Below are 24,130 nucleotides of genomic sequence, written 5' to 3' on the forward strand. Positions count from 1 at the left end.
GGCGGTCCTGCCGCCGCACAACAGAGGAGACTCCGGCATGCCCCAAGCGATCGAGCAAACCCCGTCGGCCTATGGCTATCCGCTGCTGATCAAGCAGTTGCTGCACAGCGCCCTGGCCACCGCCCCCGAGCAGGAAATCATTTACGGTGCGCGCCGGCTGACCTATGCCGGTTTTTACGAGCGCGTGCAGCGGCTGGCCAATGTACTCAAGGAAATGGGCGTGCAGGCCGGCAATACGGTGGCGGTGATGGACTGGGACAGCAATCGTTATCTGGAGTGTTTCTTTGCGGTACCGATGATGGGCTGCGTGTTGCAGACGGTGAATGTGCGGCTCTCGCCGGAGCAGATTGCCTACACGCTCAATCATGCGCAGGCTGATGTCTTGCTGGTGAATTCGGATTTCATGCCGGTGTTGAAGCAGATCCGTGGTGAGTTGAACACCCTCACGCGCTGCGTGCTGTTGACCGACGATGGCAGTCCCTGCCCGCAGGGGCCGGGCTTCGCGGGGGAATACGAAGCTTTGCTGGCGCAGGCCTCGGCGCGGTATGACTTCCCCGACTTCGATGAGAACGCGCGCGCGACTACCTTCTACACCACCGGCACCACGGGCTTGCCCAAGGGCGTGTATTTCAGCCATCGGCAACTGGTCCTGCATACGCTGGGCACCACGGCCGGGCTGGCGCTGGCGCCGCAGCAGGGGCGTTTGCATCGGGATGATGTCTACATGCCGTTGACGCCGATGTTCCATGTGCATGCCTGGGGGCTGCCTTATGTGGCGACGATGGCGGGGGTCAAGCAGGTGTATCCGGGGCGCTATGTGCCGGACACGATCTGCAAGCTGATCCGTGAGGAGAAGGTGACTTTCTCGCATTGTGTGCCGACCATTTTGCAGATGGTGTTGACCTCCGAGCAGGCGCGGGAGGTGGATCTGTCGGGGTGGAAGATGATCATCGGCGGTTCGGCAATGACGGGCAGTCTGGCGCGCATGGCGCGGGATCGGGGGATAGATGTCTTTACCGGTTACGGGATGTCGGAGACGTGTCCGGTATTGACGCTGGCGCAGGTGCCCACCGAGGAGCTGGGTAGCGAGCGTGAAGCCGTCCTGCGCGTGAAGACCGGGCGGCCGCTGCCGCTGGTGGCCTTGCGTACGGTGGATGGCGATATGAATGATTGTCCGCGGGATGGCAAGAGCACCGGCGAAGTGGTGGTGCGCGCGCCCTGGCTGACGCAAGGGTATCTGCATCAGGCGGAAGCCTCTGAAGAATTGTGGCGTGGGGGGTGGTTGCATACCCAGGATATCGGGCATCTCGATGCTGAAGGCTATCTGCAGGTCACGGATCGGATCAAGGATGTCATCAAGACCGGCGGCGAGTGGGTCTCTTCGCTGCAGATCGAGGACATCATTGCGCGGCATCCGGCTGTGGCTGAGACGGCCGTCATCGGGGTGCAGGACGGTAAATGGGGGGAGCGGCCGGTTGCGCTGGTCGTCCTGAAGAAGGATGTGGCTGCGGTTTCTGAAGAGGATATCCGGCAGCATGTGATGGCTGCTGCCGAGGCTGGGACCATCTCTCGTTATGGCGTGCCGGATCGGGTGCGGTTTGTTCCTGAATTGGCTCGCACCAGCGTCGGGAAGCTCAACAAGCGGGTGATGCGGGAGCAGTATCCGGCTGCAGGCTGATGCTTTTTGTGTGGTCTTGGCTGGGTGCTTTTCTGGTTGTGCGGTTTGGCGTAGTCTGCACAGAATTTCTTCCTGCGCTCTAGCTTAATTCTTATCTCTCTCCGGTCGGAAGAACGCGCCGGGGGGCGGCCCGGCAGCCGCTCACTTTTCTTGTCTCGCCAAGAAAAGTAAGCAAAAGAAGGCGACCGCAACTCCGCCGCCCTCCTTCGGAGGGTCCCCGCTTCAGAGCCCAACAAAACGGGAAAAATAGAGTCGCTTCGCTCCGACTATTTTTCTGATCCGTTTTGTTGGGCTCTGAAGCGGCGGCGCAGATGCGGACGGCCGAAACGGCTCGCCTTCGGCCTCGCCCCCCTCCGACTCGCCTTCGGCTTTGCCTTGGCGTTCTTTGGCCTTCGATACCTCGCTGCGCGACTACTCAGGACGAACGGACGGAAACTATTTAAATTATAAAAACTAAAAAGAAAAAAGGCCCAAAACCAAAACGGGAGTGGGAACGATCAAAAGGTCGATGCCGCAGGCGAGCCAACCCAAAGCCGAAGGCGAGTCGGAGATGTGGCGAGGCCGCAGGCGAGCCCGTGGGGGGTGCCGTCCCCATAGAGCCAGCCGCCGCAGCGGAGCGAAAAGTGGATCAGAAGGATAGTCGGAGCGAAGCGACTCTATCCTTCCCACTTTTCGCTCTGCTGCGGCGGGACCCTCCGAAGGAAGGCTGGCTCTTTGGGGTCGCCTTCTTTTGCTTACTTTTCTTGGCGAGACAAGAAAAGTGAGCGGCTGCCGGGCCGCTCCCGGCGCGTCCTTCCGACCGGAGAAAGATAAGAATTAAGCTAGAGCGCAGGAAGAAATCCCGTGCAGACCACCCCAAACCGAACAACCAGAAAAGCACCCAGCCAAGACAACAAAACGAAAACCAAAAACAAAAACGCCGCCCGACCAAAGGCCGGACGGCGTCCAAGAAGAAGCCCAGCGGATCAGTTGAAGATCACGGTCTTGTGTCCATTGAGCAAGATACGATGCTCGGTAAACCATTTCACAGCGCGCGCCAGGACGACGCATTCGATATCGCGTCCGATAGCGGTGAGGGTATCCGGCCCCATGGAGTGATCGACGCGTTCGACGCCTTGCTCGATGATCGGACCTTCATCCAGATCGCCGGTAACGAAGTGCGCGGTTGCCCCGATCAACTTGACGCCACGATCATGCGCCTGATAATAAGGCTTGGCGCCCTTGAAACTAGGCAGGAAGGAGTGGTGAATATTGATCGCCCGTCCGCGCAAGGCCTCGCACATCTCAGGCGAGAGGATCTGCATGTAACGCGCCAACACCACCAGATCGATCTGGTTGGCATCGACGATTTCCATGATCCGCTGCTCCTGGGCGCGCTTGGTCTCGATGGAAGAGCCAGTAGCCAGCGGCAGATGATGGAAAGGAATGTTGTAGCTCGCAGCCAGCTGATAGAAATCAGTATGGTTGGAGACAATCGCCGGAATCTCCACCGGCAGCAAACCGCTCTTGTAGCGGAACAGCAGATCGTTGAGACAGTGACCGATCTTGGAGACCATCAGCATCACACGCGGCTTCTTGCCCGCATCATGCAACTGCCAGTTCATCTGCAGCGAATCGCCCAGCACGCCGAAATCCGCACGCAAGGCCGCATCCGACACCCCGGCATCTTCCGAAGAAAAATGCACGCGCATGAAGAACAGCTTGGACTGCGCATCGCCAAACTGCGCCGAATCGATGATGTTGCAGCCGTGATCGGCCAGGAAGCCCGAGACGCGATGCACGATGCCGCGCTGGTCCAGGCAGGACAAGGTAAGAATGTATTCCGGGTGAGCCATGAGTGAACTGAGGAATGAAACCGAGAAGCGCCAGCGTCCCGTCGGCAGCCCCACGCAGGGACACTACCGGCCCGGCTGACGGGCAAAAGGACGAAAGGCGCTATTGTCGCACGGCCGGGCCATGCGGACAAATCCGGCACGCGCAAACGCACGCCGGACGCGTCAAAGCGAGGTCATTCCGACAAAAATCACGGCAGATCGGCACGATTTGACAACAAATCGCGCCTCGCCCCGAAAATTATTTCCAAAAAGAAACGAGACCAGCAAGACACACCACTGGCCCGGCCTCAAGAGGCCTCCTCACCGGATGGCGCGCGAGACTGCGACTTCGGCACCACCCGCAGGGGAGCTCATGCGGTCTTCTGCAACAGATCCTTCTGCTCGTGACCGCCGCCCACCTGCAGATCACCGGCCAACTGGCCACCCTCTTCAATCACCAGCTTGCCGTAACGAATCTTGCCGGTCACCTTGCCGCTGGAATAGATCACCAGCTTCTGGCGCACGGTGAGATCACCATCGAACTCGCCACGGATCTCGGCCAGATCGATCTCCGCCGAACCTTTGAACGCACCACGCTCGGCAATCTGCACCACACGGCAGTTGATGGTGGCTTGCACCTTGCCTTCGACGACGAGCGTGTCGCAGTCCTCGATCTCGCCCTTGACCTTGATGTTGGGGCCGACGGTCAGCTTGCTGCCGCTCTCCTCGGTCGCCGCAGGCGCAGTGTTGGAGACGGAAGAAGGATATTGGGTAGGTTTGTTCACGCTGGTCACATTGCCGCCTGTAGTTGAAGAAACGTTGCCCGCACTGCTGAACGGGGAATTGGTCGAACTGGTTTCGCGTTTGCCGAAGAGGGATTCCGAGCGAAGCATGTGATCTCCTGAAATGGTAGTGCCTGATGCGTAAAAATCTACGCGCGAAAAATAAGCCTGCGCCAAGGTGCGCACGACAGCGTCATGACGCGCACCGCCTGCGCGGTGCCAGGCCGCCCTGCACGATCATCGGAAAGACCGGCAACACGAGCGGCGCGTCGGAACGTCGACAAGGTCGACGGAAGCGGCTCCTCCCGAGGTCCATGAGAGGGGAATGGACTGCCCGAACGCGAAGCATCCAGGCGTTGTCCGGGAGGAAACCTGTGCGATTCGGCAGGATGCCTTTTGCAAAGTTCACCGCAAATTTGTAACAGTGAATGCATCGCCGGAAGCACCGTTTTTCTGCAGTGAATACACAGCGAATACAGGGCAAATTATTTATATTTTGAAGCGCCTTGTAACTAAAAAAAATGTAACAGTTGTTAGAGAGCATGCGTCGCCACAAGGCGACACCCTCTTCCGCAAAGTCCGCTCCGGATATGGCTTGTAGAGAACCTCTCCCATTTTGTGGCGACCACATCGACCGGCTGCAACAGAGAAAAAACTTAGAAATTCAACCGGTCAATTTCCCCACCTTTCAAGGCCACATTCTTCCCCCACTGAGCGCATTGATGAGCACAATTCACCGCATGGATGAGCCAGCTTCATCCCGAAGAAGGAGCCTGCCGCATCCGCAATGCGTTCTCGCAACCATGAATGCAACAGGCCCCTCGCAAAGGGCATCGGCGATGTGTCTTGATGTAAGCGTTGAAAATGAATGTCATGCGGCAAGCACAACCATGCCCGCCCGATTTATGATGGAGCCATTGCCGGTTGCCGCCGGAGCTCCACCCGTCCGGCGGCAGCAGTCCTCTCTCCTCCCGCAGACCACACCATGAGCAACGACAGGATCCCCTCGCCGGAATCGCTGGATTCCTTTGGCGCACATCTCTTCCCGGCGCGCCGCCACTCGGCCGCCGCCCGCACGGTCGCCGGCCTGATCGCCGTGATCAGCTGGTTCGCCTTCGTGGCACAGACCGACATCACCATCAACCGCCTGCTGGCACGCGGCGGCGGCATCCTGGATGGCCTGGACCGGCTGACCATGTACCTGACCAACCTCACCATCCTCATGAGTGCGCTGTGCTTTACCTCGCTGGCGCTCTCGCTGAGATCGCCCATGAGCCGCTTCTTCCGGCAGCCCACCGTGATCTCGGCCGTGGTCACGTACCTGGCCTTCGTCGGCATCGCCTACAACCTGCTGCTGCGCCATTTGTGGACGCCCACGGGCTTTCGCGCGCTGGTCAATGAGAGCCTGCATACGGTGGTGCCGCTGCTGGCGATCGTGTACTGGATTTTTTTCGTGCCGGTATTCCAGGCCTCGCTGAAGAAGGCACTGCTGTGGCTGGTCTACCCGTTGGGGTATCTGATGGTGACGCTGTGGCGAGGGGCACTGTCGGGCTTCTATCCCTACCCCTTCATCGACGTCAACGCGCTCGGCTATCCGCGCGTGATCCTGAACGCCACCCTGCTGTTCGGCGCGTTCGTCGGGTTGATGGCCTTGTTCATCGCCGTCAACCGGTCAGGAAAACCGGTGCTGCAAGGCAAATAGGACGTACTGATGATGGGCGGCCGGACTGCGCGTCCGGCCCTGCCGCCAGGCCACTAGGTCAGCGGCTCCGTGATGGCGAGCGCCAGCATGAACACCATGCACGCACTGAAGCCCGCACCGATGAGCAGGTATTGGAAAGTTTTGAGCACCATGATTCCCTCGTCAAACAAGACCGCCTTGACATGAGCGCCGAACCGGCCATCCCCTGGCCTGCCGGACTCACCTGACCCGGTCGCCGGGCCGCGAGATGCGTGGCCCCAACCGGTGCGGTCGACGCATTTTATGGCCTTCGCCACGCATGAGCACCATCCTAGCGTTTCTTTTACTCAAACTTTCACTGTCTCTTGGTGCCGGTTTCGTCACTTTCTTGATTGCCAGCATGATGGAAAAGACACATCCTTGTCATACGGTCGCGCTATGCTGCCCCCGCAACGCGCCAAACCCCACAACAATATCCGACAGGAAATTCATCCATGAGCAAGCACGACGACGACATCGCCGGCAGCCAGCCTGCGTCCAGCGAAACGCCCCCGATCCCGCAACAACCCGGCCGCCGCCGCTTCCTGGGCAGCATGGCGGCCCTCAGTGCCGGCACGACGCTGGCCGCCTGCGCCACCGAAGGCCAGGGACCAGTGCCCTACCCCAGCGGCAACCCGGCCGAGTCCGCCGCGCTGGACCGCGCCCTGCGCGAGAACGTCAAGACCATTGTGGTGATCTACGCCGAGAACCGCAGCTTCAACAATCTCTTCGCCGATTTCCCCGGCCTGGAAAAACCGCTCTCTTCGCTCAAGCCCTCGGACTACCAGCAGCGTGACCGCGACGGCAGCCTGCTCAAGGAATTGCCCCCCGCCTGGAACGGCGTGCTGATCCAGGACCAGAGCGTGGAAGGCGTCAACTATGCCGGCGGCAAGCAGTACCAGACCAACTTGCCCAACGCACCCTATGCGCTCAAGGGCCCGCAGGGCGAAGCGCTGCCGCTGAGCCTGGTCACGCGCGACCTGTGGCACGTGTTCTACCAGAACCAGATGCAGATCAACGGCGGCAAGAACGATGGCTTCGTGGCCTGGGCCGATTCCGGTGGCCTGACCATGGGCCACTATGCGGACACCCGCTACAACCTGCGCCTGTGGGACGTGGCGCGCGAATTCGTGCTGTGCGACAACTTCTTCCAGGGGGCCTTCGGCGGCTCCTTCCTGAACCACCAGTACCTGATCTGCGCCACTGCGCCCTACTATCCGAACGTGATGAGCTCGGTCTCACGCACGCAAGTGGCCAAGACCAAAAACAATGATCCGCTCTCGCCGGAACTGGTGCCGGCCGAAGGCAGCCCGGCCAGCGCCCTGCAAGGTCCGCCGAAGTTCGGCCCCAGCGCACTGACGCCGGACGGCTACGCCGTCAACACCATGGCCCCGCCGTACTGGCCGACCTGGAGCCGCGACCGCAACAATCCGGCCTACGCCGAACCCAACCAGCCCAGCGTGCTGGTGCCGCAGACGCACGAACACATCGGCGACAAGCTCAACAAGAAGGGCATCGACTGGGCCTGGTATGCGGGTGCGTGGCAGGCCACGCTGGACGAGTTCAAGGATTCCAAGGGCATCCCCAAGATCCCCAATTTCCAGTATCACCACCAGCCCTTCAACTACTTCAAGAACCTGGGGCCGGAAAATCCCGCCGAGCGCAACAAGCGCCTGCGGGATGGCGGCCTGGGCGACGAGTCGCGCACCAACCGCTTCCTGGCCGATGTCGAGGCGGGCCGCCTGCCGCCGGTGACCTTCTACAAGCCGCAGGGCAACCTCAACCTGCACGCCGGTTACGCCGACATCGCCTCCGGTGACCGCCACATCGCCCACATCGTCAAGAGCCTGCAGGCCAGCCCGCAGTGGAAGAACATGGTGGTGGTCATCACCTTCGATGAGAACGGCGGCTGGTGGGATCACGTGGCCCCGCCCAAGGGCGACCGCTGGGGTCCGGGCACGCGGGTGCCGGCGCTGGTGATCTCGCCCTTCGCACGGAAGGGGACAGTGGATCACACCGTGTATGACACTGCCTCCATCCTGCGCCTCATCACCCGCACCTTCGGCCTGGAAAAGCTCAATGGCCTCAAGGAACGTGACGACGCCATGATCGCGCGCGGCCAGCAGCCCATGGGCGACCTGACCAACGCGTTGCAGTTCAAGGCCTGATCAACCGCTACGCGAGAACGACAAGGCCGCCGCAGGGTTTTCCTGCGGCGGCCTTGTTCATGGTGTGACGAACCGTGCGCGGATGGTTTACGCCAGCCAGGGCGGTGCCGTCTCGCGCAGGTTGATTTTCTTCGGGATCAGCTTGAGATCGAGGAAGGTATCGGCGATCTGCTGCTGCTCGTCGAGAATGGCGTGCGTGATCGGCAGCGTACCGTAGTTGTAGCGGCGCACCACCACGTCCAAAACGCCCTTGGGTAGCCCCAGGATGCCGGCCAGTTCGCTGGCGTAGTCATCGGGGCGCGTCTTGGCGAACTCATCTACCTTGGCCAGCTCTTCCAGCGCGATGCGGATGAGGTCGGCATTGTCCCGCGCATAATCACGGGTCGAAAAATAATAGGCACGATTCTTGACCACCCCGTCGGCGTCGGCCAGGATGCGCGCCTTCAGGGTCTGCTGGGCGGCCGCCAGATAGGGCTCCCAGATCGCCCAGGCATCGACCGAGCCGCGTTCAAACGCAGCGCGCGCATCGGCCGGTGCCAGCCAGACCGGGGTCACGTCGCCGTATTGCAGGCCATGCTTTTCCAGCAGCTTGACCAGGAAGTAATGCACGTTGGAACCCTTGTTCAGGGCGATGCGCTTGCCCTTGAGCTGCGCCGGTTTCTGCAGGCTGTCATCCTTGACCAGGATCGCTTCCACATAAGGACGCGGCACCGTCGCCCCCACGTAGACCAGCGGCGTGCCGGCCGCCTGCGAAAAGATGGGCGGCGCTTCGCCGACGTCGCCGAAATCGATCGAGCCCGCCCCCAGCGCTTCCAGCTGCACCGGGCCGGCACTGAATTCCACCCACTTCACGGTCGCCCCCAGCGATGCCAGCCGCTGCTCCAGCGTGCCATGGGCGCGAATGATGCTCAGCGCCCCTTTCTGATAACCCACACGCAACTGGCGCGTGGCCGCGTGCGCCAGGCGCGGACTGAATGCCGCAGCCGCACCGGCCGCACCCAGGGCCAGCCCGGCACCGATGAGGCGGCGGCGCTTGCTGTTCAATTCCACGGTGGCGAGGGCGCGTTGGCGTTTGTCTTCGTACTGCGGCATGGGGACTCCATCATTCATGGTTGAGGTCGATATTTCCTGGCTCACAGGGTAGCGAGCCCTCCTCATGCTGCGAACGAATCATTCCTCCTGTGCATAGAAGAAAAGCGGATAAGTCGCGCCATGCATGCAACGCGCCGTCAAACGCCACCGCTGAGCTTGCACATCAGGTTGTCGTGCGAGACCAGGATCACGTTGATGCCGGCATTGCCGTTGTCCATGCGGAATTCGCTGTTGCCGTTGGCCAGCGAGATGATGCGGACCGCGCGCGTGGCGGTCTCGGTCATGACCGTTTCGGCCGCCATGTTCAGGCAGGTCAGCACGCAGCCGCTGCCCGCCACGCAACTGCGGGTGATGTCGCTGGCCACCGGCGAGGGGGGCCGCGGTACCGGCCGGCACCGGGACGGCGGCCGGAACCTGCACCGGGACTTGCGCACGGGCCGCTGCGGCGGACAGCAGCAAACTGGACAGCAGAGAAAGAAGCGCAAGGTGGAACGATGAAAACCGCGGTGCGCGCATGGAAAGGCCTCCCTTGTTGGATCTGTCGGATCGAGCCCGTATTGCATCACAAACAAAAAAAGGGCGCACCTCCTTGCGGAAGTACGCCCAAAAGTAAGCCCCCCCTCAGGGCTTCCCGGTAATCGAGGTACTAGGGCCTGTTCACATTCAATCTGTGAGATGCGTTGCCCCCAGGGAGAGGCCGCCAAGCGTCGCCTGCCGTTGTTGCAGCTCCTTGCCGTGGCACCACCACGGCGCGTCGCCGCGCCTAGGCAGACAACGCTTGGCGACCTCTCGCACTCACAGATTGAATGTGAACAGGCCCTAAAAGCCACGATGGGCGCAGGGAATCAGGCCTGCTGCCGCATGTGGCGCAACATCAGTAGGTCAGCGTGACGGTCACGGTGTCCGAATAAGCGCCCGCCAACGGGGTCTGGGCGGCAGGAATCTGGCCGTAGACGGTCAGCGTCTGGGTCAGGCCGGAGCCGGTCCCGGTGACGGTATCGGTGCCGATGGTCGAGCCCCAGTTGTTGCTGCGGGCCGAATCGCGGTACAGCGCGTAGTTCAGGGTACCGCCGCCGGCCGCGCTCATCTTGCGGCTGCTGACGGTGGAACCGGTTCCAGTACCAGCGTCAAGACCGACGTTGTAGGCAGTACCGTTGGTGCACAGGACGGTGATGGTGCCGGACTGGTTGACCAGGCTCTGGGTGTAGGCGCCGAAGGCGATGGCAGAACCGACCACGGTGCAGGAGGCCACGACCGAAGCGCTGATGGTCAGCGTACCACTGGCAGTGGCGGCAAACGAGGCCGGTGCGCTGGAGGCCAGCACGACAGCGGCGACGGTGGCGGCAACGAAGCGGTTTTTCTTGGCGTGGAACATCGAGTCTCTCCTGGTTTGGCTGCCTGGTCCTCGCCCCTCGCTCGGACTTCTTGCTGCAGCTGGTATGACGAGACTTTAAGTTTTTGTTGTTCCACCCAACATCGGGAGCTTCCTGAGGTGACGCGCTTTTGCGTCAGGATTTTCCTGAATGATCCAAATGCATCATGTCGTGAGATATTCATCAAGTCTCACGGCGTCGGCTGGCCAGGCAAGCGTGGTGCGGATTTGCGGCAGATCAAATGCGCATGAGGATATGCGCAATGATACTTTGCAGGAACCTTCATTCGCGGGTACAGTCCATGACCAGAGCAGATTCAACAGCGGTGCCACTTTTCAGATAGAACTGGGCACCGCGAATCTCTCTTCGCATATTTCCCCGCCTGGTTTTTCTCTTCGATGGCTTCCCTGCCCTGCCCGGCACCTCGTCCGCATTTTTGATAGCATGCGGGCATGGAACCTACTCACATCCCCGAACTGAACGCGCTGGCTGACTCGGTCGAGTCTGCGAGCCTGGGCTTGTCCGCCGTCGTCGCTGGCCTGCGTACCTCGCGCGAAGTCACCAACAAGATCCGCTACCGCGGCGAGATCCGCGAACTCCCCTCGCGGGAAGCCATGCAGAAGCTGTTGCAGCATCTGCAGGCCGCCTTGTTCCCCACGCATTACGGGCACACCGATTTATCCGATGAGACCATCGATTATTTCGTTGGAAGCCAGTTGAATGCTGCGTTGTCCATCCTGCGCGAGCAGGTGCGGCGCAGTCTGTATTTCAGCAGCGATGTGGAAGAGGATGGTCTGCTGCGGGAACGTGCCACGGCCATCACGCGCGACTTCGCGCACCAGTTGCCGGGCGTGCGCGACATCCTGGTCAGCGACATCCAGGCGGCGTATCACGGTGACCCGGCGGCGTCGAGCATTTCGGAGATTTTGCTGTGCTATCCCGGCACAACGGCGATCATCTATCATCGCCTGGCGCATGCCCTGCATCAGCTGGGAGCACCGCTGCTGGCGCGGCTGATTGCCGACATCGCGCATTCGGCCACCGGCATCGACATCCATCCGGCGGCGCAGATCGGGCCGAGTTTCTTCATCGATCACGGCACCGGGGTGGTGATCGGCGAGACCACCATCATTGGCCGCAACGTACGCCTGTACCAGGCCGTGACGCTGGGTGCCAAGCGTTTTCCGCAGGAGCCGGACGGTTCATTGGTCAAGGGGATTGCACGCCATCCCATCGTCGAGGATGACGTGGTGGTCTATGCGGGCGCAACGCTGCTGGGCCGCATCACCATCGGGCGAGGTTCGGTCATTGGCGGCAACGTGTGGCTCACGCACAGCGTGCCGGCGGGCAGCAACATCTCGCAGGCGGAGATGCTGAGCGACTGCCGCCAGCCCTGACCAGCCGCTCGTTCAGACAGCTGCGCCCAGCCAGTGCTGGAGGAAATACAGCGCACCCAGCACGGACAGGCCAATGACGAAGGCAGCGCCGATGGCACGGCCTTCGGCGGGCAGCAGCGGTTCAGTCGCGAAGTGGCCGAGTTCCTGGTAGATGTGGTGATCGTTCATGGAGGCTCCTGAGTCCGGCAAGGAAGGGATCAGGGCCATGCTAGTCAAGCTGCGTGCTGCTGTGAACGAAGCAATGGCCAGATCGATATCTGTTCACCGCATAAAGCGCGCCCCGCCCTGCTCAGGGCTGACCGGAGAGGGACGCTGGCGGCACGGGTACCGGCTGGCGTCCGCAGGCGATGGCTGCCAGCGCCAGGGCCGAGGCCGCGAGGCTGTAGAGCCACAGGGATGACATCACCGGCAGCAGCAGGCCGGCCAGCATCGGCCCCATGCCTGCGCCGATATCACGCCAGATCGCCCGTCCAGCCAGCGCATGCACACGCTGCGCCGGTGGCGTGCGTGCCGCAACGATGGGGGCCAGCAGCGGCAGTTGCAGAGCCCGCAGGATCACGATCAGCCCGGCGAACAACCACAGCAATCCCCCGCCGAAACCGACCAGCGCCACGCAGGTGGCCAGTGACAGCGTCACCAGTACCTTGACCGCACCGAAGCGCTCGGCCAGCCATCCGCCCAGTGGGCTGAGGACGATTTCCCCCGCGTAGCGCAGCGCCATCAATACCCCCGCCACCAGTTCGCCATCAGCGCCGAAGGATTGCTTGCTCATGTAGGCCAGGCCGACGATGAAGAGGCCATCCAGGGTCAGCCCTTCGAGGAAGGACCAGCAGTCCAGGGCATTGGGCAGTTTCCAGCGGCGTGGCTGGGGCGGTGCGTAGGCGTGCTGAGGCAGGCGGCGTGCGGCCAGCAGGCCCAGCAGCGCGGTGGTCGCCACCAGGGCGAACACCATGCGCGGCCCGATGTGGGGGGCCAGCAGTGCGGCGGCAGGCAGCCAGAGCATGGGGCCGATGGCGATCACGCCGCGCGAACGGCCGGAGCGGCGGGCTGCGCCTTGGGGGTTGGCGGTGGACATGGCCTGGGTGGAGAGGTTGAGTCCGGCGAAGGCCATGCCCCACAGCAGGCGCAGTGGCAGCAGGGCCCAGAAGCCGCTGGCGACCGTATAGCCGAGGGCGCAGAGGATGGCGGCGCAGACGGCCAGGGTGCAGGTGGGGCGGTCGCCGCGTTGTGCGTAGAAGCTGGCGACCCAGCGATAGCCGGCGATGCGCACCAGCCGGTTGGCCGCGAGCAGCACGCCGGCCTCGGCGAGGCTGACGTGGAACTGGGCGGCGTACATGGGGAGGAGCAGGTAGAGGACGATATCGCAGGGCAAGGCGGCCGAGAGCGACATGGCGGCGTGGCGCGAATCGATATCGGCCTGGCGGTGGTCTGGCGTGGTCATGGAGGCCGATGATGCGCCGCGTGGGGTGGGCTGACAAACGATATTAATTCCGGGCATGCGTGATAATATTTGACGCATGGCCGATCTCACTCTTCCGCTCAATGCCATCCGCGCCTTTCTGGCAGCGGCCCGTCACCAGAGTTTCACGCTTGCGGCGCAGGAGCTCAATGTCACACATGGCGCGATCAGTCGCCAGATCAAGAACCTTGAAGATTATCTCGGCATGCCCTTGTTCGAGCGGCGTACGCGGCAGGTGTTGCTGACCGAGCGTGGGCGGCAGTTCTTCGAGGAGGCCAGTCCGGCGCTCGATATTCTCGCCAATGCGGCGCGGCGGGTGATGCGGGATGCGCCTACGCGCACGGTGGTCATCAATGTGCGGCCGTCCTTTGCGGTGCGCTGGCTGATTCCGCATCTGTCCGATTTCGTGGAGCGGTATCCGGGGATTGCGCCCCAGGTGGTGACCAGTACGGCGACCGTGGGCAAGGCGGGCTCTTCGTTTGATATCGCGATCCGGCGGGGAGAGACCAATTGGCCTGAGACCCTGAAGGTGCAGCGGTTCATGGAGGATGAGCTGGTGCTGGTGGCTTCTCCTGCGCTGCTGCAATCCATGCCGCTGGAGGACGTGTCGCAGTTGGCGCGGCATACGGTGCTGGTGTCGCGCAGTCGGCGCAATGACTGGGAGGACTGGCGCAAGCTGGCCGGTTTGAAACGCTCACGTTCCCAGGCAATGCTGCATTTCGATCACGTGCATTTTGTATTGCAGGCGGTCATGGATGGGCTGGGGGTGGCCTTGTCGCCCGTATCACTTGCGGATAACGATCTGCGCTCGGGGCGGCTGGTTTGTCCCTTCCCTGATCTGCGCTTGAACCTCGCACCCTACTACCTCGGGATCAGCTTGCAGGCAGGAGCTGAGGCGCAATTGTTTGCCAAATGGCTTGGGGAATATCGCGGGGCTTTGATCGGTGGTTGATTTTTGTTTTTGGTCTTGGCTGCGTGCTTTTCTGGTTTTTTGGTATGGGGTAGTCTGCACGGAAATCTTTCCTGCGCTCTAGCTTAATTATTTTCTCTCTCCGGTCGGAAGAACGCGCCGGGGGGCAGAAGCACTGCTTCTGCCGGCAGCCGCTCACTTTTCTTGTCTCGCCAAGAAAAGTAAGCAAAAGAAGGCGACCGCAACTCCGCCGCCCTCCTTCGGAGGGTCCCCGCTTCAGTACCCAATAAAACGGGAAAAATAAAGTCGCTTCGCTCCGGTTATTTTTCTGATCCGTTTTATTGGGTACTGAAGCGGCGGCGCAGATGCGGACGACTGAGACGGCTCGCCTTCGGCCTCGCACCCCCTCCTACTCGCCTCCGGCTTTGCCTTGGCGTTTTTTTAGCCTTCGATACGTCGCTGCGCGACTACTCAGGACGAACGGACGGAAATTATTTAAACAAAAAACAAAAAAACAAAAAAACAAAGAAACAAAGAAAAAAAAGAACAAAAAAGGAAAAACCCAAAACCCAGAGCGGGAGTGGAAACGAACAAAAGGTCGATGCCGCAGGCGAGCCAACCCAAAGCCGAAGGCGAGTCGGAGACGCGGCGAGGCCGAAGGCGAGCCCGTGTCGGCTGTCCCCATAGAGCCAGCCGCCGCAGCGGAGCGAAAAGTGGATCAGAAGGATAGTCGGAGCGAAGCGACTCTATCCTTCCCACTTTTCGCTCCGCTGCGGCGGGGACCCTCCGAAGGAGGGCTGGCTCTTTGGGGTCGCCTTCTTTTGCTTACTTTTCTTGGCGAGACAAGAAAAGTGAGCGGCTGCCGGGCCGCCCCCCGGCGCGTCCTTCCGACCGGAGAGAGATAAGAATTAAGCTAGAGCGCAGGAAAGCAATCCGTGCAGACTACCCCATACCAAAAAACCAGAAAAGCACCCAACCAAGACAACAAAACCAAAAACCAACTAAGGAAAGAAGAAAACATTCTTAGCCACAAAGAGAACAGAGCGCTCTAATAACGCCAAAGCGAAAAATGCAAAAGGAAACTCTGGCATGTCATTAGAACTCTTTTGGTTCCTCCCCACGTCGGGCGACACACGTTACCTGGGCAAATCCGATTTCGGCCGAGCCCCCACGCTGGACTACATGCGCCAGATCGCGGTGACCAGTGAAGCGCTGGGATACGATGGATTGCTGATCCCGACGGGAGCGTCCTGCCTGGACCCATGGGTAGTGGCTGCCAGCCTGGTCCCGGTGACCCGGCGCATCAAGCTGCTGGTAGCGCTGAGGACCTCACTGGGCGGCCCGGGCCCGTCGGCAAGACAAGCCGCAACACTGGACCAGGCCCTGAACGGCCGCCTCCTGCTCAATGTGGTTCCAGGAGGAGATGCCACGGAACTGGAAGCCGACGGTGTCTTCCTGAAACATGACGAACGCTACGAAGCTACTGACGAATACCTCACCATCTGGCGCAAACTGCTGCAGGGTGAGACCGTCAACTACGAAGGCAAGCACTTCCGCATCCGCAACGGCCAGCTGTTCCATCCGGCGATACAACAGCCCTACCCGCCGCTGTATTTCGGCGGCTCCTCCCCTGCTGCGCACGACCTCGCCGCCAAGCATGTGGACGCCTACCTGACCTGGGGGCGAGCCACCCGCCGCCGTCAAACAGAAGATCGAAGACGTACGCGAACGCGCCGCCAAGCAAGGCCGCACCGTCAGATTCGGCGTGCGTCTGCATGCCATCGTGCGCGAAACCACGGCCGAAGCCTGGGCCGACGCCGAACGCCTCATCAGCAAACTCACCGACGAAGACATTGCCCGCGCCCAGCAGAACTACGCCAAGATGGATTCAGTAGGACAACAAAGAATGGCCGCCCTGCACGGCGGCCGCCGCGACAAACTGGAAATCGCCCCCAACCTGTGGGCCGGCGTGGGACTGGTACGCGGCGGCGCCGGCACCTCGCTGGTGGGCGATGCGGCCACCGTCGCCGAACGCCTGCAGGAATATGCGGACCTGGGCGTGGACACCTTCGTCCTCTCCGGCTACCCGCACCTGGAAGAAGCGATACGCTTTGCCGAACTGGTCTTCCCCCTGCTGGGCAAGAACGCGGTCACCTTGCGTGACCGCGCCCAAAACCGGCGGCGCCTTCGATATCCGCGCCGCCGCATCGGCTTCCTGAACGCAGGAGCGCGTCAGGAAATCAGCTTGATGTAACCCGCCGCATCAAGAAAGCCTTCAACCGAAAATGGCGCGGCTGGCTTGAGCTTGAAGATCCATTGCTCATACGGCGCGCCATTGATGGCGTCAGGCGTCTCCACCAGCAGCTCGTTGATGGCGATCACCTCGCCATCAACAGGCGCATGCAAATCCGACGCCGTCTTGTTGGATTCGACGATACCCGACTCGGCCCCCTTGGCCAACACCTTGCCTACAGCCGGCATATCGACATACACCAGCGGCCCCAACTGCTCCTGGCCGAAATCGGTAATGCCGATGGTCAGCGTGCCATCGTCTTCAAGCTTGACCCACTCATGGGTCTCGGCATAGACCAGATGATCCGGAATGTGCATCACTGTCTCCTCATGGAAATAATTTACTTGGCCTCAGCCTGGCTGCCATCGGCAAACACCGGCTCGCCCAGATTGAGCATCAAGCGATTGGCCCAGGCAAAGATGGCCACCGAGTGAATCAGGTCCAGCACTTCCAGTTCACTCAAGCCCACGTCATAGAGGGCCTTGATCTGCCCCGCCCCGATCTCGCCCGGCGTCTCGGTCAGCTCGGCCGAGAACTTGGCAATGGCCTGCTCGCGCGCATCCACACCGGCACCGTAAGGCGTATCGAACACCTGGCGCACCGTATCGTTACGCTTGGCCAGCTGCTCGAAACGCTGCGCATGAACGGAAGCGCAATACACGCAGCCATTGATGCGCGAGACCACCAGCGAACCCAATTCGCGCTCCGCACGCGAGAGCCCACCCGGCGCATACATGATGGCGTTGAAGGCCGCCGAACGCTGGCGCAGGATATCGGGCTGGTGCGCCAGGAACAGGTAGTAGTCCGAGGTTTTGGCCTTGGGATGGCTTTCTTCCAGCACCTTGACCTGGTCTTCGCTGGCCGCGTCCAGCTGGATCACGTCCAGCCAGGCATCCCATTCCAGGGTCTCGTTGGTAAAACCGTTGGCCTTGATGATCTCGCTCATGCCGACTCTCCTTGTTGGACCGCCGCAGCACGCATGGCCTTCAGACCCGCGACCACGCGCAATTGATAGGACACGAAAGCGATCAGCTGCGACAGCGCCACCACCGCCGGCGTGCTGATGCCCGCGGCCGGCAGCTTTTCGATCGCAGCCTTGTCGCCTTCCACCGGGCGCTGCGTCAGCGCGCGCGTGAAGACCAGCATGGCGCGCAGACGACCCTCCGGTAATTGCTCGGGCTCACCGCTGTCAGCCGCCGCCAGTTGCGCAGCATCGGCCGGTACCGCTTCTGCACGGGCACGGTAATGCGCGGCCAGGTCGGTGGCACCTGCCAGGCGGCAAGCGTAGAGCGCCACCAGCAGGCGCTCATCCAGGCCGATGCCTTCCAGGGCCGGGCCGAACAGCGTGTCATAGCTGCCCTGCGAAGCCACGGCCACCTTGTCGCGCTGATGGCGCAGGCCGTGCAGGGGGCTGCCAGCGGCCAGGCCGGCCAGCTGGTCGATGACATCCTTGCTGATGTCGTAGACGGGGGTACTCATGCGTTTTCCTTTGTGGATGAATGCCTGGCCAGCGCGTCGCGCAGGAAGTGCTGCGCCTGCTGCCAGGCGTCGAGATCGGCGCGGGCATTGGCGGCGGGTTCGCCGCCACCGGTACTGATGCGCCCCGAGACCGGATGCGCATACGTGGTCTGCGTGGTCGGGACGAAGGGGAACAGGATCGAATGGCCGGCATGCGCATAGTTGCGCCATACCACCGGCCACGGGTGAGACACTTCCGCCAGCTTGTCCTTGACCATCGCACAATACAGGCTGGAAGGCCAGGAGCCATCATCGGTGGCCGACAGCAACAGCACCGGTCCGGCGATCTTCTCCACCGGAATGCGGGCGCGCGCCACCGCTTCCTCGTCCTGCAAGGCAGTCAGCATGGCCAGTTCATGGCGATGCGGTGCCGGGCCTTCGTCAAACGGTACCCAGCTGGCGCTGCGGTTGTCCTGCCATTGATGCGGCAAGGGCTGGCCGCGCAGCAGCCAGGTCGGGCCTTCGCGTCCCACGGCAGGATCGGCCGCATTCTGGCCGCTGTGTACCAGCGCACTGGGCACAGTGGCCAGCACCGCCGACACCTTCTGCGGAAAGGTCGCCCCCAGCAGCAGCACCAGCTCGCCACCGCGCGACTGGCCACTGATGGCGACGAAATCGTGCAGCGGCTTTACCTCGGCACGCAGCCAGTCCAGTCCGCGTTCGAAATACTCCAGCGGTGTATTGGAAATGTAATCCGACAGGCCCGGCGCCTTGAAATACGCCAGCGCAAACGCGGCCACCCCGCGCGAGGCAAACAGCGCCGCACGCGGTTCGTTGATGCCGCCACCGGACCCGTTGAGGATCATCACCGCCGGATGCGGTCCCGGAGTGGCCGGCAGGAACAGCGTACCGACCAGCCCCTCTTCCCGCACCTCGCGCCGGGTCACCCCGGCAGCGGCCAGCCGCTGTACCAGTTCGGTACTGGCCGGCGCGCACGGCGCCAGGCCCGGCTGGTCCAGCGAAGAGACCGTCAGCGTGGTCACCAGCGGTGCCATGACATCGGCGTGGAAGTTGTCGCGGCGGCCGGCTTGCACCGGCTTCTGCGACCACAACAAGCCCATGGGATCGATGCCGTAGTAATCGCCATCGATGGCCGGGTTCATGCTCACGTCAACGTGGCCATAGGCATCGGCGATGTAGCACGCCGTACTGCGCCACTCCGCGCCGTTGCGCAGGGTGGAGGAAGAGATGCGCACCGGCTCGCCCGGATGCGCACCCCGCACGATGATGCGGCGGGGTACGTCGATCAGGTCGTCAGCCGGGCTGACCTCGATGGAGAAGTTGGGCATGGCCTTTTACTTCTTGTCCTGGGTCACCATCATGGCGGTGGTGCGGTCGCTGCTGATGGGGGTGACCTTCAGGCCCTTCTTGGCGGCCCAGATGTTCTGGTAGTGGTACAGAGGGATCACGCCAACCTCATCCGAGACGGTCTTGGCCGCGCCACGCAGGATGGCCTCACGCTTGGCAGCATCGAACTCGGCGGTCGAATCGGCCAGGGCCTTGTCCACGGCCGGGCTGCTGTAGTGGTTCCAGTTGGAAGCGCCGATACCCTTCTTGGGATCAACCGTGCCCAGCACGTTGACCAGCGCGTAACTGGCTTCGCCAGTGCCATTACCCCAGGCCAGTACCGAAACGGCAAACTCGTTCTTGTTGGCACGCGAGGAGTAGGAGGCCCACGGCAGCACTTCGACCTGAGTCTTGATGCCGATGCGGGTCCAGAACTGCGCCACGGCCTGCATGGTTTCCGGTGCTTGCGGATAGCGATCGTTGGGCACGTGCAGCGTCAGCTTGAAACCTTCCGGGAAACCGGCCTCGGCCAGCAGCTTCTTGGCTTGCGCGGCGTCGAAGGGAATGTTCTTGATCTCCGGGTTGTAGCCGAAGGTATCGGCCGGCATCCACTGGTTCGCTTCGGTGGCCGCACCCTGCAGGATGCGGTCGATCAGGGCCTTGCGGTTGATGGCCAGCGACATGGCGCGGCGCACGCGCACATCCAGGAGCGGATTCTTCTCCAACGGCTTGCCGTTGTTGTCGGTGATGAAGGGGCTGGGGCCTTCATGGAAACTCGGCTGGATCAGCAGCACGCGCAGGCCGTTGTAGGGGTAGACCTTGACGTTGGGCGACTGCTTGAGCTTGGCCAGGTCGGACACCGACACCTTGTCGATCACGTCCACGTCGCCCGACAGCAGCGCGGCGGTACGGGCTGCGCCATTGTTGATGTAGCGGTAGTTGACCTTTTCCCACAGCGGCTTGCCGTTCCAGTAGTTGTCGTTACGCTGCATCACCACCCGGTCGCCCGGGGTGTAGGAGACGAACTTGTAGGGACCGGTACCGACCACGGCCGCGCCGCTGTTGTAGTTCTCGGTGGTGGACTTCTCGCCCACGTGCTTGCTGACGATATGCACCGAGGCCAGGTTCAGCGGCAGGTCCGGGTTGGGGATGTTGGTCTTGATGACCAGGGTCAGCGGATCCTTGGCAGTGACCGATTCCACCGTGCGCAGGTAGCCGGCGAAGGTGGCCACGCTGCCCGGTACGGCACGGGCGCGCTGGTAGGAGAAGATCACATCGTCAGCGGTGAAGGGCTTGCCGTCCTGCCACTTGACGTTGGGGCGCAGCTTGAATTCCCAGGTCTTGGGGTCGATGTTCTTCCAGCTCACGGCCAGGCCGGGGACCAGCTTGTTGTAATCGTTCTGGACCAGCAGGTCCCAAAAATGCAGGTCCACCGAACGGTCGCCGGCGTGGTTGTTCAACTGCGGATCCAGCGACGAAAGCGGATCGGCAAAGGCGATGTTGAGGTTCTGCGCGTGCGCGGCATCGGCAGCGGCAGCCAGCGCGGCACCGGTCAGGGCGACGGCCAGCAGGCGGGTCAGGAGAGTTTTCTTCATGGTCGGGTTCCTCTGTGATCAGGGTGGAAGCACTGCGGGGGTGCCAAGTTCTTGACTGCTCGGTTCTTCGTTTCTGTCGTTTCTATCGGTTCACATCATCTCAGCGGCCATCATTGAGATGGCAGGCACTCATGTGCCCCGGCGCGATCTCGCGCAACAGCGGCTGCTCTTCACGGCAGCGCTGCGTGGCATGCGGACAGCGCGGGTTGAAGTGGCAGCCGGTCGGCGGGTTCAGCGGACTGGGGATCTCGCCCTTGATGGCGGTGAATTCCTTCTTGCGCGCGCCCATGCGGGGCACCTCGGCCAGCAGCGCCTGCGTATAGGGGTGATTGGGCTGGCCGAACAGTTCGCCCACCGGCGCACTCTCCACCACCCGGCCCAGGTACATGATGACCACGCGGTCCGACACGTGCTCCACCACGCCCAGGTCATGGCTGATGAAAAGATAGGTCAGGCCCAGTTGCTCGCGCAGATCCATGAAGAGATTGAGGATCTGCGCCTGGATCGACACATCCAGCGCCGCCACGGCTTCGTCGCACACCAGCATCTGCGGCTGCACCGCGAGTGCGCGCGCAATGCCGATGCGCTGGCGCTGGCCGCCGGAAAACTGGTGCGGATAACGGTCGCGCAGGGCCGGATCGAGACCGGCGCGCAACAACTGCTGGCAGACGTAGGCGTCGAGGTCACCCTCGACCTTTCCGTTCACTTGTGCCGCTTCGCCCACGATCTGGTCGATGCGCAAACGCGGATTCAGGCTGGCATAGGGATTCTGGAAAATCATTTGCACCTGCAGCCGGGCCTCGGCTTCTTCCTTGCTGCTGAGGCTGGCGCGGTCGCGGCCGTTGACCAGCACCTGGCCATCGGAAGGATCGAGCAGGCCGCAGGCCACCCGGCCCAGCGTGGACTTGCCGCAGCCGGATTCACCGACCAGCCCCACCACTTCACCCGGCAAGACCTTCAGGTCCACCTGGTCCAGCGCATGGGTGACGGCCGGCGGGCGGCTCCAGCCGCGCGCCTGCAACTGGCGTTCCAGCCAGCCCTGGCGGCGCTCGCCGAAGCGACGGCTGACGGCACGGGTTTCGATCAGGGGAATGACGGCCTTATCCATGGTGCTCGTTGCTCTGTGTGCTCGGGGTCGGGTGATAGCAGCGCACCCGGTGCGCCGGCAGCGGTTCGCTGATCGCCGGGGCCACCAGGCACTGCTGGGAAAGGCGCTCGCAGCGTGCAGCAAAGGCGCAGGTCGGCGGCAGGTGCAGCAAGTTGGGCGTCATCCCGGGAATCTGGCGCAGCCGCGCACCGCGCCGGTTGTTGCTGGGAAGGCTGCCGATCAGGCCTTGCGTGTAGGGGTGCAGCGGCGCATCGAGCACCGCATCCACACTGCCCTGCTCGACGATGCGCCCGGCATACATCACCGCCACTTCATCGGCCAGTCCGGCCACCACCGACAGATCGTGCGTGATCCAGATCAGCGCCGTGCCATGCTGGCGCGCCAGCTTCTGCACTTCCGACAGGATCTGCGCCTGGATGGTCACATCCAGTGCCGTGGTCGGTTCATCGGCGATGATGAGGTCGGGCTTGTGCAGCATCGCGATGGCAATGGCCACGCGCTGGCGCATGCCGCCCGAGAGTTGATGCGGATAGGCCTGCAGCCGCTCTTCCGGACTGGCGATGCCCATCATGCCCAAGGTATCGCGCGCCAGTTCGCGCGCCTGCTGGCCGCTGACCTTGCTGTGCGCCAGCACGGCATCGACCATCTGCGCTTCCACCTTCAGGACCGGATTCAGGGTCATCATCGGGTCCTGGAAGATCATGGCGATGCGGTTGCCCTGCAGTTCGCGCAGGGACGTCTTGTCCATGCTGACCAGGTCGCGCCCCTGGAACAGGATCTCGCCGCCGACGATGCGGCCCGGCGCATCGACCATGCCGAGGATGGAAAATCCGGTCACGCTCTTGCCCGATCCGGATTCGCCCACGAGACCCAGAATGCGGCCACGGCCGACCGACAGCGAGACGTCATCGACCGCCGGCAGCACGCCTTCGGGCGTGAAGAAATGCGTGCGCAGGTTGCGCACTTCAAGTGTGAGCGCGCTCATTTCTGCCACCGTGGATTGAGGATGTCGCGCAGGCGGTCGCCGACCAGGTTGATGGCCACGATCACGACCAGCAGCGTGATGCCGGGATAGAAGCTGATCCAGTATTCGCCCGAGAGCATGTATTGGTAACCATTGGAGATGAGCAGGCCCAGCGAGGGTTCGGTGATGGGCACGCCCAGGCCGAGGAAGGACAGCGTCGCTTCCAGCGTGATGGCGCGCGCCACCTGCAGGGTGCCGATGACGATCAGCGGCGGCAGGCAGTTGGGCAGGATGTGGCGCACCATGATGCGCCAGGACGACAGGTTCAGTCCTCTTGCGGCTTCCACGTATTCCTTGCGCCGTTCCACCAGCGCCTGGCCGCGCGCAGTGCGCGCGTAATACGCCCACTCCAGTACCACCAGCGTGGCCATCACGTTGAAGATGCCCTTGCCGACGTAGGCCAGGATCAGCATCGCCACCAGGATGGAGGGGAAGGACAGCACCAGGTCGGCAAAGCGCATGAGCACCGTATCGACCTTGCCGCCCGCATACGCGGCGAGCAAGCCGATGAGCGTGCCGATCACGCCCGCGATCAGGGCCGAGCCCACACCGATGCCCACGCTGATGCGCAAGCCGTAAAGAATGGCCGAGACCAGGTCGCGGCCCTGGCCATCGGTGCCGAGCCAATACGTAAATGTCCCGGCGCCATTGGGTGTACCCGGATGCAGGCGCGCATCGAGCACATCCAGCTGCATCAGGTCATAGGGATTCTGCGGCGTGATCCACGGTGCGGCAATGGCACCGACGATGAGCAGCAGCACGATCACCAGCCCCAGCATGGCCGAACGCGAGGCCACGAAATGGCGCATCACGCGCCGCCAAGGAGACTCGCGGGGCGGGGCCTGGAAGGCCGACAGTTCGGCCACGCGGGCGCGCACCTGTTCTTGCGTCATGGTCACTTCAGTTTGCGGC

21 protein-coding genes and 1 pseudogene are annotated in these 24,130 nt (G+C 62.5%); 7 read left to right on the top strand and 15 right to left on the bottom strand.

Annotated elements, in window-relative coordinates:
- Positions 1-37 precede the first annotated feature (37 nt).
- Positions 38-1,678, top strand: a complete 1,641-nt coding sequence (locus ACWHXP_RS12020; protein WP_489633771.1) for a fatty acid--CoA ligase — start codon at positions 38-40, stop codon at positions 1,676-1,678.
- Between the two features lie 965 nt (positions 1,679-2,643).
- Here ACWHXP_RS12020 and purU read toward each other — a convergent pair.
- Positions 2,644-3,513, bottom strand: a complete 870-nt coding sequence (gene purU, locus ACWHXP_RS12025; protein WP_121038771.1) for a formyltetrahydrofolate deformylase — start codon at positions 3,511-3,513, stop codon at positions 2,644-2,646.
- Between the two features lie 350 nt (positions 3,514-3,863).
- The gene (locus ACWHXP_RS12030) at positions 3,864-4,385 is read right to left on the bottom strand and encodes a bactofilin family protein (RefSeq protein WP_039787631.1); all 522 of its coding nucleotides are present in this window, start codon (positions 4,383-4,385) and stop codon (positions 3,864-3,866) included.
- Between the two features lie 214 nt (positions 4,386-4,599).
- Between ACWHXP_RS12030 and ACWHXP_RS12035 the strand changes: the two genes are divergently transcribed.
- The 3 genes from ACWHXP_RS12035 to ACWHXP_RS12045 all read left to right on the top strand — a co-directional run bounded on the left by ACWHXP_RS12035 (position 4,600) and on the right by ACWHXP_RS12045 (position 8,162).
- The gene (locus tag ACWHXP_RS12035) at positions 4,600-4,875 is read left to right on the top strand and encodes a hypothetical protein (RefSeq protein WP_134134917.1); all 276 of its coding nucleotides are present in this window, start codon (positions 4,600-4,602) and stop codon (positions 4,873-4,875) included.
- Positions 4,876-5,259: 384 nt separating this feature from the next.
- Positions 5,260-5,976, top strand: a complete 717-nt coding sequence (locus tag ACWHXP_RS12040; protein WP_121038768.1) for a Pr6Pr family membrane protein — start codon at positions 5,260-5,262, stop codon at positions 5,974-5,976.
- A 473-nt stretch (positions 5,977-6,449) separates the two neighbouring features.
- Positions 6,450-8,162: an acid phosphatase gene (locus ACWHXP_RS12045; protein ID WP_489625116.1), complete on the top strand. Its 1,713-nt coding sequence runs from the start codon at positions 6,450-6,452 to the stop codon at positions 8,160-8,162.
- Between the two features lie 87 nt (positions 8,163-8,249).
- Here the strand turns inward: ACWHXP_RS12045 and ACWHXP_RS12050 are convergent, their stop codons facing one another.
- The 3 genes from ACWHXP_RS12050 to ACWHXP_RS12060 all read right to left on the bottom strand — a co-directional run bounded on the left by ACWHXP_RS12050 (position 8,250) and on the right by ACWHXP_RS12060 (position 10,629).
- The gene (locus tag ACWHXP_RS12050; protein ID WP_121038761.1) at positions 8,250-9,254 is read right to left on the bottom strand and encodes a sulfonate ABC transporter substrate-binding protein; all 1,005 of its coding nucleotides are present in this window, start codon (positions 9,252-9,254) and stop codon (positions 8,250-8,252) included.
- A gap of 137 nt (positions 9,255-9,391) precedes the next feature.
- Positions 9,392-9,619 carry a hypothetical protein gene (locus tag ACWHXP_RS12055; RefSeq protein ID WP_489625115.1) on the bottom strand — a complete coding sequence of 76 codons (228 nt, stop codon included), beginning with the start codon at positions 9,617-9,619 and terminating at the stop codon, positions 9,392-9,394.
- 509 nt (positions 9,620-10,128) lie between these two features.
- Positions 10,129-10,629 (bottom strand): Csu type fimbrial protein, encoded by a 501-nt coding sequence (locus ACWHXP_RS12060; protein WP_121038752.1) that lies wholly within the window; start codon positions 10,627-10,629, stop codon positions 10,129-10,131.
- Between the two features lie 450 nt (positions 10,630-11,079).
- On the opposite strand from ACWHXP_RS12060, the gene epsC reads away from it, so the two are divergent.
- Positions 11,080-12,024 carry a serine O-acetyltransferase EpsC gene (gene epsC, locus ACWHXP_RS12065; protein ID WP_051156496.1) on the top strand — a complete coding sequence of 315 codons (945 nt, stop codon included), beginning with the start codon at positions 11,080-11,082 and terminating at the stop codon, positions 12,022-12,024.
- A gap of 12 nt (positions 12,025-12,036) precedes the next feature.
- Here the strand turns inward: epsC and ACWHXP_RS12070 are convergent, their stop codons facing one another.
- Positions 12,037-12,192 (bottom strand): hypothetical protein, encoded by a 156-nt coding sequence (locus tag ACWHXP_RS12070; RefSeq protein ID WP_166675049.1) that lies wholly within the window; start codon positions 12,190-12,192, stop codon positions 12,037-12,039.
- Between the two features lie 121 nt (positions 12,193-12,313).
- Positions 12,314-13,465, bottom strand: a complete 1,152-nt coding sequence (locus tag ACWHXP_RS12075) for an MFS transporter (protein WP_489633770.1) — start codon at positions 13,463-13,465, stop codon at positions 12,314-12,316.
- Positions 13,466-13,541: 76 nt separating this feature from the next.
- On the opposite strand from ACWHXP_RS12075, the gene gcvA reads away from it, so the two are divergent.
- Entirely contained in the window at positions 13,542-14,435 is an 894-nt protein-coding gene (gene gcvA / locus ACWHXP_RS12080; protein WP_489625113.1) for a transcriptional regulator GcvA, read from the top strand.
- Between the two features lie 1,047 nt (positions 14,436-15,482).
- Positions 15,483-16,612, top strand: a pseudogene (gene ssuD, locus ACWHXP_RS12085) (FMNH2-dependent alkanesulfonate monooxygenase).
- A 13-nt stretch (positions 16,613-16,625) separates the two neighbouring features.
- Here ssuD and gcvH read toward each other — a convergent pair.
- The 8 genes from gcvH to ACWHXP_RS12125 all read right to left on the bottom strand — a co-directional run bounded on the left by gcvH (position 16,626) and on the right by ACWHXP_RS12125 (position 24,111).
- On the bottom strand, positions 16,626-17,003 hold the full coding sequence (gcvH, locus tag ACWHXP_RS12090) for a glycine cleavage system protein GcvH (protein WP_088756633.1): 378 nt from the start codon (positions 17,001-17,003) through the stop codon (positions 16,626-16,628).
- Positions 17,004-17,026: 23 nt separating this feature from the next.
- Positions 17,027-17,632: a peroxidase-related enzyme gene (locus ACWHXP_RS12095; protein ID WP_489633769.1), complete on the bottom strand. Its 606-nt coding sequence runs from the start codon at positions 17,630-17,632 to the stop codon at positions 17,027-17,029.
- On the bottom strand, positions 17,629-18,165 hold the full coding sequence (locus ACWHXP_RS12100) for a CMD domain protein (protein WP_489633768.1): 537 nt from the start codon (positions 18,163-18,165) through the stop codon (positions 17,629-17,631). Before ACWHXP_RS12100 ends, ACWHXP_RS12095 begins: the two co-directional genes overlap by 4 nt.
- The gene (locus ACWHXP_RS12105) at positions 18,162-19,493 is read right to left on the bottom strand and encodes an acyl-CoA thioesterase/bile acid-CoA:amino acid N-acyltransferase family protein (RefSeq protein WP_489633767.1); all 1,332 of its coding nucleotides are present in this window, start codon (positions 19,491-19,493) and stop codon (positions 18,162-18,164) included. Before ACWHXP_RS12105 ends, ACWHXP_RS12100 begins: the two co-directional genes overlap by 4 nt.
- A gap of 6 nt (positions 19,494-19,499) precedes the next feature.
- Complete coding sequence (locus ACWHXP_RS12110) at positions 19,500-21,086, bottom strand: ABC transporter substrate-binding protein (protein ID WP_276844419.1); 1,587 nt, start codon at positions 21,084-21,086, stop codon at positions 19,500-19,502.
- Between the two features lie 100 nt (positions 21,087-21,186).
- Positions 21,187-22,194, bottom strand: a complete 1,008-nt coding sequence (locus ACWHXP_RS12115) for an ABC transporter ATP-binding protein (protein ID WP_134134902.1) — start codon at positions 22,192-22,194, stop codon at positions 21,187-21,189.
- Positions 22,187-23,179: an ABC transporter ATP-binding protein gene (locus tag ACWHXP_RS12120; protein WP_204725207.1), complete on the bottom strand. Its 993-nt coding sequence runs from the start codon at positions 23,177-23,179 to the stop codon at positions 22,187-22,189. The genes ACWHXP_RS12115 and ACWHXP_RS12120 overlap by 8 nt, the downstream gene beginning before the upstream one ends.
- Positions 23,176-24,111 (bottom strand): ABC transporter permease, encoded by a 936-nt coding sequence (locus ACWHXP_RS12125; RefSeq protein ID WP_489635857.1) that lies wholly within the window; start codon positions 24,109-24,111, stop codon positions 23,176-23,178. The genes ACWHXP_RS12120 and ACWHXP_RS12125 overlap by 4 nt, the downstream gene beginning before the upstream one ends.
- Between the last annotated feature and the right edge of the window lie 19 nt (positions 24,112-24,130).

The organism is Herbaspirillum sp. Her2 (genome assembly GCF_057961375.1).

Bases quoted from the DNA above. Each gene is read 5' to 3' on its own strand.
- ACWHXP_RS12020 (WP_489633771.1), top strand. From the start codon at position 38: ATGCCCCAAGCGATCGAGCAAACCCCGTCGGCCTATGGCTATCCGCTG.
- purU (WP_121038771.1), bottom strand. From the start codon at position 3,513: ATGGCTCACCCGGAATACATTCTTACCTTGTCCTGCCTGGACCAGCGC.
- ACWHXP_RS12030 (WP_039787631.1), bottom strand. From the start codon at position 4,385: ATGCTTCGCTCGGAATCCCTCTTCGGCAAACGCGAAACCAGTTCGACC.
- ACWHXP_RS12035 (WP_134134917.1), top strand. From the start codon at position 4,600: ATGGACTGCCCGAACGCGAAGCATCCAGGCGTTGTCCGGGAGGAAACC.
- ACWHXP_RS12040 (WP_121038768.1), top strand. From the start codon at position 5,260: ATGAGCAACGACAGGATCCCCTCGCCGGAATCGCTGGATTCCTTTGGC.
- ACWHXP_RS12045 (WP_489625116.1), top strand. From the start codon at position 6,450: ATGAGCAAGCACGACGACGACATCGCCGGCAGCCAGCCTGCGTCCAGC.
- ACWHXP_RS12050 (WP_121038761.1), bottom strand. From the start codon at position 9,254: ATGCCGCAGTACGAAGACAAACGCCAACGCGCCCTCGCCACCGTGGAA.
- ACWHXP_RS12060 (WP_121038752.1), bottom strand. From the start codon at position 10,629: ATGTTCCACGCCAAGAAAAACCGCTTCGTTGCCGCCACCGTCGCCGCT.
- epsC (WP_051156496.1), top strand. From the start codon at position 11,080: ATGGAACCTACTCACATCCCCGAACTGAACGCGCTGGCTGACTCGGTC.
- ACWHXP_RS12070 (WP_166675049.1), bottom strand. From the start codon at position 12,192: ATGAACGATCACCACATCTACCAGGAACTCGGCCACTTCGCGACTGAA.
- ACWHXP_RS12075 (WP_489633770.1), bottom strand. From the start codon at position 13,465: ATGACCACGCCAGACCACCGCCAGGCCGATATCGATTCGCGCCACGCC.
- gcvA (WP_489625113.1), top strand. From the start codon at position 13,542: ATGGCCGATCTCACTCTTCCGCTCAATGCCATCCGCGCCTTTCTGGCA.
- gcvH (WP_088756633.1), bottom strand. From the start codon at position 17,003: ATGCACATTCCGGATCATCTGGTCTATGCCGAGACCCATGAGTGGGTC.
- ACWHXP_RS12095 (WP_489633769.1), bottom strand. From the start codon at position 17,632: ATGAGCGAGATCATCAAGGCCAACGGTTTTACCAACGAGACCCTGGAA.
- ACWHXP_RS12100 (WP_489633768.1), bottom strand. From the start codon at position 18,165: ATGAGTACCCCCGTCTACGACATCAGCAAGGATGTCATCGACCAGCTG.
- ACWHXP_RS12105 (WP_489633767.1), bottom strand. From the start codon at position 19,493: ATGCCCAACTTCTCCATCGAGGTCAGCCCGGCTGACGACCTGATCGAC.
- ACWHXP_RS12110 (WP_276844419.1), bottom strand. From the start codon at position 21,086: ATGAAGAAAACTCTCCTGACCCGCCTGCTGGCCGTCGCCCTGACCGGT.
- ACWHXP_RS12115 (WP_134134902.1), bottom strand. From the start codon at position 22,194: ATGGATAAGGCCGTCATTCCCCTGATCGAAACCCGTGCCGTCAGCCGT.
- ACWHXP_RS12120 (WP_204725207.1), bottom strand. From the start codon at position 23,179: ATGAGCGCGCTCACACTTGAAGTGCGCAACCTGCGCACGCATTTCTTC.
- ACWHXP_RS12125 (WP_489635857.1), bottom strand. From the start codon at position 24,111: ATGACGCAAGAACAGGTGCGCGCCCGCGTGGCCGAACTGTCGGCCTTC.